General features: G+C 50.4%; 15 protein-coding genes and 1 riboswitch. Of the genes, 9 read left to right on the top strand and 6 right to left on the bottom strand.

The features are described 5' to 3' along the window. Nucleotides 1-138: 138 nt before the first annotated feature. Nucleotides 139-242, bottom strand: a riboswitch (TPP riboswitch). A 274-nt stretch (nt 243-516) separates the two neighbouring features. The 3 genes from ACAN56_RS07790 to ACAN56_RS07800 are packed head-to-tail and all read left to right on the top strand — an operon-like array spanning nt 517 to nt 2838. Beyond that, nucleotides 517-1350 (top strand): amino acid ABC transporter substrate-binding protein, encoded by an 834-nt coding sequence (locus tag ACAN56_RS07790; protein WP_379141761.1) that lies wholly within the window; start codon nt 517-519, stop codon nt 1348-1350. A gap of 54 nt (nt 1351-1404) precedes the next feature. After that, on the top strand, nt 1405-2073 hold the full coding sequence (locus ACAN56_RS07795) for an amino acid ABC transporter permease (RefSeq protein WP_038590815.1): 669 nt from the start codon (nt 1405-1407) through the stop codon (nt 2071-2073). 12 nt (nt 2074-2085) lie between these two features. Further along, complete coding sequence (locus ACAN56_RS07800) at nt 2086-2838, top strand: amino acid ABC transporter ATP-binding protein (protein ID WP_379141764.1); 753 nt, start codon at nt 2086-2088, stop codon at nt 2836-2838. Between the two features lie 126 nt (nt 2839-2964). Here the strand turns inward: ACAN56_RS07800 and ACAN56_RS07805 are convergent, their stop codons facing one another. The 3 genes from ACAN56_RS07805 to ACAN56_RS07815 form a co-directional block, all read right to left on the bottom strand. Beyond that, complete coding sequence (locus ACAN56_RS07805) at nt 2965-3639, bottom strand: S-layer homology domain-containing protein (RefSeq protein WP_379141766.1); 675 nt, start codon at nt 3637-3639, stop codon at nt 2965-2967. Nucleotides 3640-3754: 115 nt separating this feature from the next. Beyond that, complete coding sequence (locus ACAN56_RS07810; protein WP_379141768.1) at nt 3755-4330, bottom strand: hypothetical protein; 576 nt, start codon at nt 4328-4330, stop codon at nt 3755-3757. Nucleotides 4331-4409: 79 nt separating this feature from the next. After that, entirely contained in the window at nt 4410-5282 is an 873-nt protein-coding gene (locus ACAN56_RS07815; RefSeq protein ID WP_038590825.1) for an AraC family transcriptional regulator, read from the bottom strand. Nucleotides 5283-5494: 212 nt separating this feature from the next. Here ACAN56_RS07815 and ACAN56_RS07820 point away from each other — a divergent pair, with 212 nt between their 5' ends. Continuing rightward, a complete protein-coding gene (locus ACAN56_RS07820; RefSeq protein WP_038590839.1) occupies nt 5495-5965 on the top strand; it encodes a Fur family transcriptional regulator in 471 nt (156 codons plus the stop codon). 98 nt (nt 5966-6063) lie between these two features. Here the strand turns inward: ACAN56_RS07820 and ACAN56_RS07825 are convergent, their stop codons facing one another. Beyond that, nucleotides 6064-6609, bottom strand: coding sequence for a hypothetical protein (locus ACAN56_RS07825; RefSeq protein ID WP_038590853.1), 546 nt, complete (start codon nt 6607-6609; stop codon nt 6064-6066). Between the two features lie 98 nt (nt 6610-6707). Here ACAN56_RS07825 and ACAN56_RS07830 point away from each other — a divergent pair, with 98 nt between their 5' ends. Then, nucleotides 6708-7298 carry a TetR/AcrR family transcriptional regulator gene (locus ACAN56_RS07830; protein WP_038590874.1) on the top strand — a complete coding sequence of 197 codons (591 nt, stop codon included), beginning with the start codon at nt 6708-6710 and terminating at the stop codon, nt 7296-7298. 56 nt (nt 7299-7354) lie between these two features. Here the strand turns inward: ACAN56_RS07830 and ACAN56_RS07835 are convergent, their stop codons facing one another. After that, entirely contained in the window at nt 7355-8035 is a 681-nt protein-coding gene (locus tag ACAN56_RS07835; RefSeq protein WP_076112698.1) for a TIGR00266 family protein, read from the bottom strand. A gap of 216 nt (nt 8036-8251) precedes the next feature. On the opposite strand from ACAN56_RS07835, the gene ACAN56_RS07840 reads away from it, so the two are divergent. Further along, nucleotides 8252-8464: a hypothetical protein gene (locus ACAN56_RS07840; protein WP_038590894.1), complete on the top strand. Its 213-nt coding sequence runs from the start codon at nt 8252-8254 to the stop codon at nt 8462-8464. Nucleotide 8465: 1 nt separating this feature from the next. On the opposite strand, the gene ACAN56_RS07845 is transcribed toward ACAN56_RS07840, so the two are convergent. Further along, a complete protein-coding gene (locus ACAN56_RS07845; RefSeq protein WP_038590897.1) occupies nt 8466-9284 on the bottom strand; it encodes a helix-turn-helix domain-containing protein in 819 nt (272 codons plus the stop codon). 308 nt (nt 9285-9592) lie between these two features. Here ACAN56_RS07845 and ACAN56_RS07850 point away from each other — a divergent pair, with 308 nt between their 5' ends. From ACAN56_RS07850 to ACAN56_RS07860, 3 genes are read left to right on the top strand one after another with little or no spacing between them, the layout of a single operon-like run. Next, complete coding sequence (locus ACAN56_RS07850; RefSeq protein WP_379141772.1) at nt 9593-10369, top strand: sugar phosphate isomerase/epimerase family protein; 777 nt, start codon at nt 9593-9595, stop codon at nt 10367-10369. Then, a complete protein-coding gene (locus ACAN56_RS07855; protein WP_038590903.1) occupies nt 10353-11450 on the top strand; it encodes a Gfo/Idh/MocA family protein in 1098 nt (365 codons plus the stop codon). Before ACAN56_RS07850 ends, ACAN56_RS07855 begins: the two co-directional genes overlap by 17 nt. 44 nt (nt 11451-11494) lie before the next feature. Then, nucleotides 11495-12565, top strand: a complete 1071-nt coding sequence (locus tag ACAN56_RS07860) for a Gfo/Idh/MocA family protein (RefSeq protein ID WP_038590906.1) — start codon at nt 11495-11497, stop codon at nt 12563-12565. Nucleotides 12566-12592: the final 27 nt, after the last annotated feature.

The following is a 12592-nucleotide window of genomic DNA, read 5'->3' on the forward strand; positions in this document are numbered from 1 at the left end:
AACCTCCTGCGGGCGTAGTTTGTTTAACGTTACTTGCCTGATCGGCGGCAACAGCAGACACAAGAAAGACCCATTCATTTCCGGAGGAAATAAATGGGTCTGAACGTCACAGTCAGTTAGCTTAGTGCGGCTCCGCTGAACAATTCTGCTCCACTTCCCTCCGCTGGTATGATCCAGATCAGGTTCCAAGGGTCCGGAGCTTAAAGCTCCGTCTCAGTCGGCCGACTCCCCTAGTGAAATAACAGGTCAATATTGAATTTGCAATTGCTAATTAATATACCATATCCCGGCAGTTTGTAAAGAGAAGCAGTCGCTCACATTGCTGCAGTCCGGTTATGAACAGCGTGATCATACCGGCGGGAATCGCCTCTTTGCCGGAGCGGTACCGTTTCGGCTGGTATAAGTAGAGGTTTGACTGAAGATGCAAAAAACTTGATGAAGCAGCGGTGCTTTTGGGCAAGATAAGCAAGTGTCCATGCAGTGAAAAATAGAGGGATTTTGAAAGGGGTTCATGTGATGAAGAAGCTTAGTCTGATTATCCTGCTGCTGCTAACTCTGCTGCCGGCAGGGGCATGCGGCAATAATAACAATACAGCGCCTGCGGCTACTGCCGCGCCCACAGAAGGAGCGGCGGCTCCGGCCGGGCAGAACTCACTGGAAGCTGTTAAAGCGAGTGGCAAGCTGCGTATTGGTACGGAAGGGACATATGCTCCGTTTACTTTTCATGATGCAGAGGGCAAGCTTACCGGTTTTGATGTGGAGATTGCCAAGGAGATTACGAAACGGCTGGGGGTGGAACCCGAATTTGTAGAAACCCAATGGGATGGCCTGTTTGCCGGCATGGATGCCAAACGTTTTGATACGATATTCAACGAGGTTTCGATCACGGATGAACGCAAGGTGAAATATGATTTCTCTGAGCCGTATATCGTCTCTAAGGGAGTGCTGATCGTGCGCGAGGATAACCAGGATATTACAGCCTTCGCGGATCTTAAAGGGAAGAAGGCAGGTCAATCGCTGACCAGCAACCTGTCCGATATCGCCCGGGAGAACGGTGCGGAGATCGTCGCTGTGGATGGCTTCAACCAGGCCATAGACCTGCTGACCTCCGGCCGGATTGATGCGACCGTAAATGACGGCTTGTCCTATCTCGACTTAAAGAAGCAAAAACCAGATGCAAAGATCAAACAGGTGGATGAAACGGCCGAGGGGTCGCAAAGTGCGGCAGTTTTCCTCAAAGGAAACGAAGAGCTGGTTAATGCTGTCAGCAATGCGCTGGCTGAAATGAAGAGCGATGGAACCTATCTGAAAATATCGGAGAAGTACTTTGGGGCGGATGTGTCCAAATAACAAATGGAGCTGGCGCGAAGTTGCAGCCGAGTGTCCAAAAAGGATGTCTGAACGATGGATGACCGGAAAATTGGGATTTTCATGGATTCACTGCTGCCCCTGTTTAAAGCGGGGGTGGCTTATACCCTTCCGCTGGCGCTTGTTTCCTTTGCGCTTGGATTGCTGCTAGCTGTTCTTACCGCGCTGTTCCGTCTCTCCTCATGGAGAATCCCGAAGCTGATTGCCCGGTTCTACGTCTGGGTTATCCGCGGAACACCGCTGCTGGTACAGCTCTTTATTATCTTTTATGGACTTCCGGCGGCAGGGATTGTGCTGGATCCTTTTATTGCCGCTGTAATCGGTTTTACACTCAGTGTTGGAGCCTATTCTTCGGAAATCGTCCGGGCAGCCATCCTGTCCATACATAAAGGCCAATGGGAAGCTGCCTTTTCCGTCGGAATGAGCCGGGGGCAGGCACTGCGGCGGATTATTCTGCCTCAAGCGGCGCGTGTATCGGTTCCGCCCTTGTCGAACTCTTTTATCAGTCTCGTAAAGGATACCTCCCTGGCGGCAAGCATTACGTACGTAGAGATGTTCAAAACAGCGCAGCAGATCACGGCGACCACCTACGAACCGCTGCTGCTCTATAGTGAGGCTGCATTATTCTACCTGCTGTTCTGCTCCGTGCTGTCCGCGCTGCAAAATGTCCTGGAACAGCGGTTTGACCGTTATTCGGCGAGATAAGGAGGAAATCACTTGATTGAAATTCGCGGCCTGCATAAATCCTTCGGTTCGCTACAGGTGTTAAAAGGTATCGACCTCAGCATGGAGCATGGCAAGGTTCTGGTGATTATCGGGCCCTCCGGCTCCGGCAAAACAACGCTGCTTCGCTGCTTTAATCTGCTGGAAATACCGGATCAGGGCAGCCTGTCGCTGGGGGGATTAAACCTTGAATTTACGCAAAACAGGAAAATTCCACATAAGACACTGATGGCCCTCCGTCAAAAAACAGGGATGGTTTTTCAGTCCTATAACCTGTTTCCGCATATGACTGCGCTTGGCAATGTAATGGAGGGACAGGTTACTGTACAGAAACGCAGCAAGGAGGAAGCCAGGACGCGGGGGATAGAGCTGCTGGCCAAGGTTGGCCTCAGTGATAAAGTGGAGGCTTACCCCCATCAGCTGTCCGGCGGCCAGCAGCAGCGTGTGGCCATTGCCCGGGCGATGGCGGTCGATCCCGAAGTGCTGCTGTTCGATGAGCCGACTTCAGCACTCGATCCTGAACTGGTGGGCGAGGTGCTGAAGGTCATCAAGCAGCTTGCGGCTGAAGGCATGACAATGGTGATCGTCACCCATGAGATGAAGTTTGCTGCTGATGTGGCCGACCGGATCATCCTGATGGACAACGGTGTGATCCTGGAACAGGGAACTCCGCAGCAGGTGCTGGAGCAGACGGAGAATCCGCGAGCCCTGCAGTTTCTGAACCGGCTGAGCGGTGATGATTTATGAGTCGCAGTGTATCCAAGCTGCGTGGAACAAGTAAAGGCAGTCCAGGGGGAGACCCGGACTGCCTTTGCTTGTATTTAGTTCATCTCATGATGCGCGGGGGAGCGCCTGAGATGCAGTCAATAGTAGTTAGTTCTGCGTGGATGCATCATTGACTGAATTCAGATATTCCAGTGCATTGTACAGCATAACAGCCGCTTCGGCGCGGGTGAGCTCGCTTTTCGGATTAAACTTGCCATTTGCATCAAGCGTGTTGATCTTGTATTTCAGCGAACGCTGTATGCTGCCTTGGTAGGAAGGCTCCAGTGCAGCTACATCAGCGATATCTACAGGAACAATATTGATCAGTGGCAGATTGCCAACCTTCTCCACGCCCTGAACGAGCAGGTTGGTGAACATCTCCTTAGTAATTAGCTTGGAAGGATCGATATCTGCAGGAATATCAACGTCGTTGTAATGGGCGTTGACGAAAGCTTCCGCATACCAGGTTTTGTCTTTTACCTTGGAGAATATAGCGCTGGCCAGAGGTGCCTTGTTGAAATCAATGGCAGCCAGACTGAGTTGAAGTCCACCAGTGATAAACTGCACGCCTTGTGCTGTGGTCACTTTGGCACCGGGCAGAAACTGGGTATCGGAGATGCCTTTAATGAGACCTTGTTCCTTCAGGGAGTTGATTTTGGACTTTCCGGCTACGTTGTCAATATCTTTAAAGCTGCCGCCAGCAGCAAACATCTGTCCTCCCAGCGAGAAGGAGAGAAGTGATACGGTTGTTATCACTGCAAAAGCACTTTTTTTCAGTTTCATGGAGATTCCACCTCTATAGTAGGGTAGGCCGCTTGGCCATTATCAACTCCTTTGACGTTATTGTTGGGGTGAAGGTTGCAGACAATTTAATTTTAAATGGCTATATCTGCGTTTTCTACATCACTTCCTGAAACATCAGGTTGCGGTAAGGATACTTGCTGAGGCTGCTTTCGAACAATAGCGCGGCACCATACTCCTCTATCGTGACGGATTTCAGTGACCTTGCCTTAACGAATCTGCGAACCAGCTTGTTAACGGCAGTCCTGTCGTTGCGCCGGATTGCGGCAGCAAAGCTTTCGGCGTAACTGCGGCTTCTGGCCAGCTTCCGGTAAAACGGAAGAACAGCTGCGGCAATCCTGCGGTGCATCCTTGCATTAAAAGTAAATTGTACGGTACCCGGCGGGATCGTCGTCCCGTTTGTATAGAAGGATACCGGCAGCGGAAAGGGGACGGAGATAAAGTAGCCGATGCCGTTTGTGCCGTAATTCTCTACAGAAGCGAGAGTAGGAATCTTTGCGAGCAGTTTGCCCATAAGACTAAGGTCTGCGTTAACGATGGCGCTTGACCATTGCGCGGCAAAGCTGCCGCTTCCGGCTATCTTCCGGTAGAACGGCAGCATGGCCGCAGCAACTTTGCGCAGAATGGAGCCAGTCACAAGGGGTCTTGCTGTAGGTGCGATTGCATTTGCCATCCGGACCCTCCTCATATCAATAAAATAATCCCTCAATATAAGGTATGGAAGCCGGGCCTATTTCGGATTGGGCAGACGTTTAATCTACAGGAATATAAATAGTTATTCGCATATTATCAGGATACGCTGAGTTCAACACATCCGTAATTTCAAAGTCCGGCCCCTCCCGCCGTTCATAATTGGTGTTCGGCAGCCAGGTTCCGTAGATATAGTCTCGGGTTGACTGGCTCAACCCGGCTGGGCCATGGGCCTTGAACATGGCATAGTTTCCTGCCGGGATATCAAATTGGACATAAGCTTCCGCTGGAACTTCTGCTGTATCCGCTACCGCTTCACCGATGATAAATGAGAAGTCTCCGTTCTCCTGATAGTGGCAGGCGATGCCGTAGGACATCCCCGGTGACTGTTTTTCCGGAATAGCCATGAACCGCCCGTTTCTTCCAAAGTCATCATAGAATCCGGGAATATCCTTGTAATGCGCGTCTTCATTTAGATTCGTTTTGTACTCTACGCCGATAATCTTTGTTCCTTCCCAGTGGATCAGAGTTGGTTTGTCCATTTCGTGTACATCTCCTTTGGTTTTTTTTTGGAGTTCCAGAAAATTGATGACAGGCTGTCCTTGGATAACGTCTGCAGTTTTGCGGTATCTACCGGGCGTCAGGCCGGCAAAGCTTTGAAAAGCCCGGGTGAACGCTTCCTGGGACTGGTACTGAAAACACAGGGCGATTTGCAGTACGCTTTCGTTGCTTCCACGCAGGCGGTTAGCCGCCTCAGACAATCTTCGTTTGCGAATGTACTCGTTGACAGTGAAGCCGGAGATCGCCAGGAACATCCGCTGGAAATGAAATGCCGAGAAATAAGCCCGGGCGGCAATCTCTGCAATCCGCAGTTCCTCCTGCAGATGTTCTTCAATGTAGTCGAGCGACTGCTGGATTCTGAAGTAATAGTCCATCGGCGTCATTCCTTTGCGCGTTAATTACAGCTTTAATTATGCGGGATATGTTGAAATGTTTTTTGATTCATTGTGCGGAAATTCGGCGGGTGATGTTATAATCATGTCATAGACTTTTCATTTATGGTCAATTTTGTTATGCTTATATCGTAACGATTACTAATTATAAGTACAAGATATAAGGAAATTCTTGCGGAAAGGCGGGAGAAGCCATGAACCCAATTGCGAATATCAGCCAACAGTTTGCTGCGCAAAACTATAAATTGACGCCCCAGCGTGAGGCTATCGTGAAGGTGCTGCTTGATAATGAGGAAGAGCATTTAAGTGTGGAAGAGGTATACATGCGTGTGAAAACCAGTTATCCTCATTTGGGGCTGGCAACGGTATACCGGACTTTGGAGCTGCTATGTGAGCTGCATATTGTAGAAAAGATGAATTTCGGCGATGGCGTGGCCCGTTATGATCTGCGGGATGATCATGCCCACATGCATCATCATCTGATCTGCAATGTGTGCGGAAGGCTGGAAGAAATCAAGGAAGACTGGCTGCTGGAGCTGGAAAGACGGCTGGAAGTGGAGTACGGATTTAAAGTCACCGATCACAGGCTCGACTTCAAAGGCACTTACAAGACATGCAAGCAGAACGGCTGTAAGGCGGACAAGCAAAAACAGGCGGTATCCTAAGGTTTCTGGAGATTAATATTGGGCATAAAAAAGACGCAGAGCTCTGGCAGCCTGCGTCTTTAGGTGTATCATACTTTGGAAAGAAATACTTATAATGGCTATTTCTCTACAGTGCCTTTAGCCTGCTTGGGCCAGAAAGTGTAGCTAAAACTTATAAGGGCATCAATCCCTACAATAATTGCCCAGACTTTTAACGTTTCGAACAGATTCTCTGTTCGAGAAGAATCACCAGTCACAACAATCATACCGTACATCACAAGTGCGCCAATGGCAAAAGCGAGCAGATGAAGCAGCCAGCCGATTCTTTCATTGCGTGCATGTGCTGTGCCGTGTTTTGGCTTGGGAGCAGGTTTTGGACCTCCGGCAAAACGGTAAGCAAACCGTTCATCCGCCCATTTGATCATCCGGTGGCCCCATGCGATGGATACGCCGATATAGATGGCGGAAAGACTATGCATGAATGTGGCTTCTGCGCCATTTCTCAGGTCAATTACCGCAACGGCGATAAGCACCAGATCAATCAGTGGAGTGCAGAACAGCAATATGGCTCCTATCTGCTTCTTGCGGAGGATATAACGGAAGGTCAGCCCCGCCAGGACGAACACCCAAAAGGCGATCTCACAGCCAATAATAAATAACGCCATTTTCGTATTTTCCTCCTAAATAGTACAAGTGTATTAAATCAATTGCTGTAAGTTTAGCATGGATGACCTTATAAATTCAACTATGATATAATTGCCTTATGCCAAAAATAGTGAATCATGAGGAACGGCGCCAACAGTTAGCCGAGGCCGCCTGGAGAATTATCCGCCGGGAAGGGATGGAGGCAGTCTCCGTCAGGAGTGTAGCGAGCGAGGCCGACATGTCATTGGGATCGCTGCGCCATTATTTTGCCACCCAATCAGAATTGCTTGCCTTCTCCATGAAGATGGTGTCGGATCGGGTCAACGCACGTATGGAAGCTATGGAATTTACGGATCATCCACTGCAGGACATCGAACGGTTTATCCGTGAGCTGATGCCGCTGGATGAAGAGCGGAGTGTGGAGGCCGAAGTCTGGCTGGCATTTTCCGTAAAGGCTGTTACAGACCCTGAGCTGCAGGTGCTGAAACAGGAGGTACATAACGCTATGTATGATGGCTTTAGCCAAGCCATTGAATATCTCGCGGCCCGGGGATTGCTTAAGGAGGGATTGGACCTGAGGGCCGAAGCCATGGCGCTGCATGCCTTGGTGGACGGGCTGGTGCTGCATCATATCAGCCAGCCGGAGCAAGTAACCCAGAAAGACCTCAGCACGCTTGTAACCTACCATTTGCGGGGTCTGCTTCAATAACACAAACAAGCTGCCTTGGAATTATGGCAGCTTGTTTGTGTTATTATTTCTCAGGCTTAAGGCCGGTTTGGCACAAACGATTTGATCCATGTTCCGAAGCTTCCCGGATTGCGGGTCTGCACCAGCACCACGCCCTCACCGCGGAATCTGCAGACCAGAGCTTCACCGCTGGTCAAGCTGTTCAGCCAGCCGGAGGCGGCTTTTTCCACCTTGTAGTCCATATAATCCGGCCAAGCCACCAGGTGCCCGTTGTCGATAATTACTTCCTCGCCAGGGGCGAGGTTAATCGCATGGATTGCCCCGAAGGAGGATAGGAACACCGTTCCGCTGCCGCTGATTTCTATAATGAAGAATCCTTCGCCGGAGAACAGGCCGCGGGTCAGGTTCTGCATTTTGGTGTTGACCTGAATCCCATGGGTTCCCGCGAGGAAGCCGTCCTTCTGAACATACAGCTTGTACGACCCGTCAAGCTCAATCGCCTGGATATCGCCGATTGCCCCGGGGGAGAGCAGCACTTCACTTTGTCCTCTGGTGGCAGTAAGCTCCTGGAAGAAGAACTTCTCCCCGCTCAGCATCCGGCCAAGCCCGCGCATCAAACCGCCGTCTACCGTACCTCTGATCTCAACATTCGGCGACATGGCGACCATTGCGCCCATTTCCGCCTTGACACTTTCACCCGGGTTCAAATGCACCTTGAGCATGGCAAAAGCGCCATCATACAATACATCGTATTTCATTGATTTCTCCTCCGATTTTGCCTGGCTTTTATACGGAATTCCTGTAAAACAAGGATACTGTATTATACCATTTTCTGGTCTGCAAGCTCCTAGATTTAAGCGGGTACCAGATTTTTATAATTAACTATACCGGGAAATCAGGTCGTGAATATGTTAAAATTAAAGTATCGGCAGACGGCTTGCCGGTCATAACGATACAAAAGGAGTGTTGCTGCAATGGCACGCACGAAAACACAAAAAGCTTTGCTCAAGGCAGAACGCGCCGGAACATGGTGCGCCGCAAGAAACCGGAGAACAAATGATGACTACAGCGCAATCTCCCAGCATGTACGTCTTACACCCAGCAAACAACAGCAATTGAATAAGATCAAACACAAGGAGCAGATCTTTCGGGATGGTGCTCCTTTGCATTTATACGGGGCCTCATAATTTAAGTCTGTGCCCTGCTGTGTATACGGTACTGTTTTGGCGACATGCCAAACCGGCTGCGGAACACGCGGTGAAAGTAAGTATAGTTGGCAAAACCGCAGGTTTCAGAGACATGCTCCAGCGGCATCGGACTGAAGGTGATCCGTTCCCGCGCCATTTCCAGCCGGACGTCATTTACATATTTCACTATGCTGGTGCCAAAAGCTTCTTTAAAGAGATGCACCGCGCGGGAGACAGAAATATCGACGTGGCCGGCCACATCCTCGAGCCGAAAAGAAATAGCGGCATGTTCCTCCACATATTGCTTCATCCGGTAGGCAAGATAACCTTTAGGTGAGATCACCGGCTGTTCGGTCATCAGTCTATCAATCTCCATGCATAAAATCTGCAGATAACACGCTGAAATCTCTGGTGAGGAGTCGGAGAGCCTGCGCTGCTCCAGCACAAGCTGGCGGAATAAGCCGAGAAAATAATCGCTGCGCGGCAAGCGGAGAAGGGCAGGACGCTGTGTGCGTGTCCACCATTCCTCGATCCAGGGGCCGCCGCAAAAAATATGGTAATCCCCACTTTCAATCCGTGGTTTGCCAACAGGGTAGTTCTCTTTGTCGATGCTTAAATAGTAAGGATCATCCGGGGCGAAGAGCATGAGGTCGCCGGTCTCCACTGTGGAGATGACACCGTCAATCCGCGTCCGGCTGCGCCCCTCCGTCTGCAATCGCAGGAGATAATTCTGGAGGCCTTCATTGAGTGACGAATGGAAAGGCTTGCGGTGAAAAGAGAATCCCGCGGAAAATACGTGGCAGGCAGCAGCAGATGTCATGAGTCCTCCTGGGTTGTTGAAATGATAAGCAGATTGTTCATGTTTTAATCATATTATTCATTTTATTATATACGCTTTCATATTACCATGTAGCTAAGCAAAAACATATAAATGATGCGAAGGAGGCTGTATGGCGGCTCTGGAAGCTACATAAGCAGGCGTGGGGTTCAGAAGGCGCAGGAAATAGATATAAAGGACATTTTGTATAACAGCCCTTTTGTTCAGGTGATTTCCATAGTGTGGCCGAAGCGGGTACGCCGTTTTGAATAACGCAAGTTAACTCTACATTGACTAGGAGTGAGGAAAGAATGCTGAAGATTGGATTACAGTTGTATACGCTGAGAGCAGAGCTGGAGCAGGATTTCGAAGGAACGCTGCGCAAGGTGGCTGAGCTGGGATATGCGGGAGTGGAATTTTACGATTTTTTCGGCCGGACAGCAGAGGAAGTAAAGGGACTGCTTCAGGAAACAGGATTGGTTGCTCTCGGAGCACATCGTCCATATGATGCCATGCTGAACGATACGGAGCAGGAAATCAGCTTTAATCTTGAGATCGGCAACCGGAACCTGATTGTGCCTTTCTTGACTGAGGAACAGCGTAACTGGGAAGAGGTTGTTGCTAATTTCCGCATAATCGGAGAGAAGTGCAAAGCAAGAGGCGCGGTTTTTGCTTATCATAATCATGATTTTGAATTCACAGAGCGTTTTGGAGAGCGCACCGCATTTGACGGTATCTTCGAAGAGGTTCCTGCTGAGCTGCTTAAGGTAGAAATGGACACCTGCTGGGTGTACTACGGCGGTTATGACCCTGTTGAGTATATTCACAAATATGCCGGCCGTTTGCCGCTTATCCACTTAAAGGATATGAAGAAGCTCGAAGATGGCTCGGCAGAGACTGTTGTATTGGGCGAAGGTGAAGTGAATCTTACCGCGATTCTGGAGGCTGCTGATGCGGTTGGAGTGGAATGGGCGGTAGTGGAACAGGATTATTGCAGCCGTCCGGCGCTGGAAAGTGTTGCGGACAGTATGAAATGGGTTAGAGGCTATGCCAATCAAGGGGGAAAAGTTCATGTCAAACAAACTTAAAATTGCTATTATCGGTTGCGGTGGTATCGCAAACGGCAAACATATGCCAAGCCTATCCCGTCAAGAGAATGCTGAGATGGTAGCATTCTGCGATATCGTGGAAGAACGTGCCCAGGAGGCTGCCAAAATCTATGGTGCCGAAGGTGCGGTAGTCTATACGGATTTCCGTGAGTTGCTTGCAGCGGGCGGATTTGATATCGTGCATGTATGTACACCTAATGACAGCCACTCCGAAATTACGGTTGCGGCGCTTGAAGCCGGTAACCATGTCATGTGCGAAAAACCGATGGCCAAGACAACGGCGCAGGCGCAGGACATGCTGGATGCTGCCCGCCGCACCGGCAAGAAGCTGTCAATCGCGTATCAGAACCGCTTCCGTGCAGATAGTGAATACCTGAAGGGGATGTGCGAAAGTGGGGAGCTGGGCGATATTTATTATGGCCGTGCCATTGCGCTGCGCCGCCGCGCCGTTCCGACCTGGGGGGTATTTCTGGATGAAGAGAAGCAGGGCGGGGGCCCGCTGATCGATATCGGAACGCATGCTCTGGATCTGACTCTCTGGCTGATGGACAATTATAAACCTCGTGTAGTGGTCGGTTCTACCTTCCACAAGCTGGGTCAGCGTAAAAATGCCGCAAATGCATTCGGTCCATGGGATCCTGAACAATTTAAGGTTGAAGACTCCGCCTTCGGCTTTATTACAATGGAGAACGGGGCAACCATCGTGCTGGAATCAAGCTGGGCACTGAATGTCGCTGAATTCGGTGAAGCGAAGACGCTGCTTGCAGGCACCGAAGGCGGTGCGGATATGAAAGACGGCCTGCGCATTAACGGAGAGCGCGCCGGACGCCTGTATGAAACGAAGGTGGACCTGTCTTCCGGCGGCGTTGCTTTCTACAGCGGGTCCGCAGAGACCGAAGCTGACCGCGAAGCCCGCTTGTGGCTTGAGGCGGTTATTGAAGACAAGGACCCGGTCGTCAAGCCTGAGCAAGCGTTTGTCGTGACGCAGATTTTGGAAGCTGTTTATGAATCCGCACGCACTGGCCGTGCAGTCTATTTTGACGGAAGTTCTGACAACTAAGAGAATTTAACACGGATACAATAAGAAAAGCAGGAGTGGAATCCATGAGTTCAAACAAACATTCTGTGGTCATTGTCGGATATGGTGGAATGGGAAGTTATCATGCGCAATTGATCGGTGAGAATGAGCGCCTGGAAGTCGCAGGTACGTTCGACTTACTGGAAGTACGGCGCGAAGCGTCAGTAGAAGCAGGTTACAAAGCTTATGCCAGCTATGAGGAAGTGCTTGCTGACCCGGTTGTCGAGGTGGTTCTGATTGCAACCCCGAACGATGTCCATAAAGAAATAGCCATCCGTGCGCTCCAAGCCGGCAAGCATGTCGTCTGTGAGAAGCCGGTAGCCATGTCCTCTGCTGAGTTTAAGGAGATGACTGCGGCGGCCGATGGAGCCGGACGCGTGCTGATGGTTCATCAGAACAGACGCTGGGATGAGGATTTTCGCGTGATCAAGCAAATGTACGAGACGGAAACGATTGGAGCACTGTTCCAGATTGAGTCTCGTGTACATGGAGCCAATGGCATTCCCGGCGACTGGCGCCATGTGAAGGAGCAGGGTGGCGGTATGTTGCTCGACTGGGGCGTACATCTGCTCGACCAGTTGCTGTTTATGATCGACAGTAAAGTGATCAGCGTGACCAGCACGCTGAGCTATATTCTCGGCAATGATGTCGATGACGGATTTGAAGCGGTGCTGCAATTCGCAAATGGCATCAAGGCGATCGTTGAGGTCGGTACGACCAACTTCATCACATTGCCAAGATGGTATGTGAAAGGGATTGAAGGTTCAGCAGTAATCGAAGACTGGTCGCTGACCGGAAGAATTGTTACCCGCAACAGTGAAAGTGAACACCGGGAGCCCACGCCGATCCGTGCCGGTGTCGGCTTGACCAAGACGATGGCACCGCCTTCGGAAGGCTCGACCATTACCGAAGCGCTGCCGCCGGCAGCAGAGCTTGCGGACGGTTTCTACAACAATTTTGTCGCTGTAATTGAAGGTACGGCTGAGCCTATCGTCAAGAATGCGGAAGTGCTGCGTGTGCAGAATCTGATTGAAGCGATTTTTGAGGCTGCGGAGAGCAATGAAATTATTAAGGATTTTGATATCTACGGGGTTTAAATAACGAACATGACTTATTATCTATGG

Origin of the sequence: Paenibacillus paludis (genome assembly GCF_042610515.1) — a bacterium.
In the GTDB taxonomy this organism is placed as follows: domain Bacteria; phylum Bacillota; class Bacilli; order Paenibacillales; family Paenibacillaceae; genus Paenibacillus_AQ.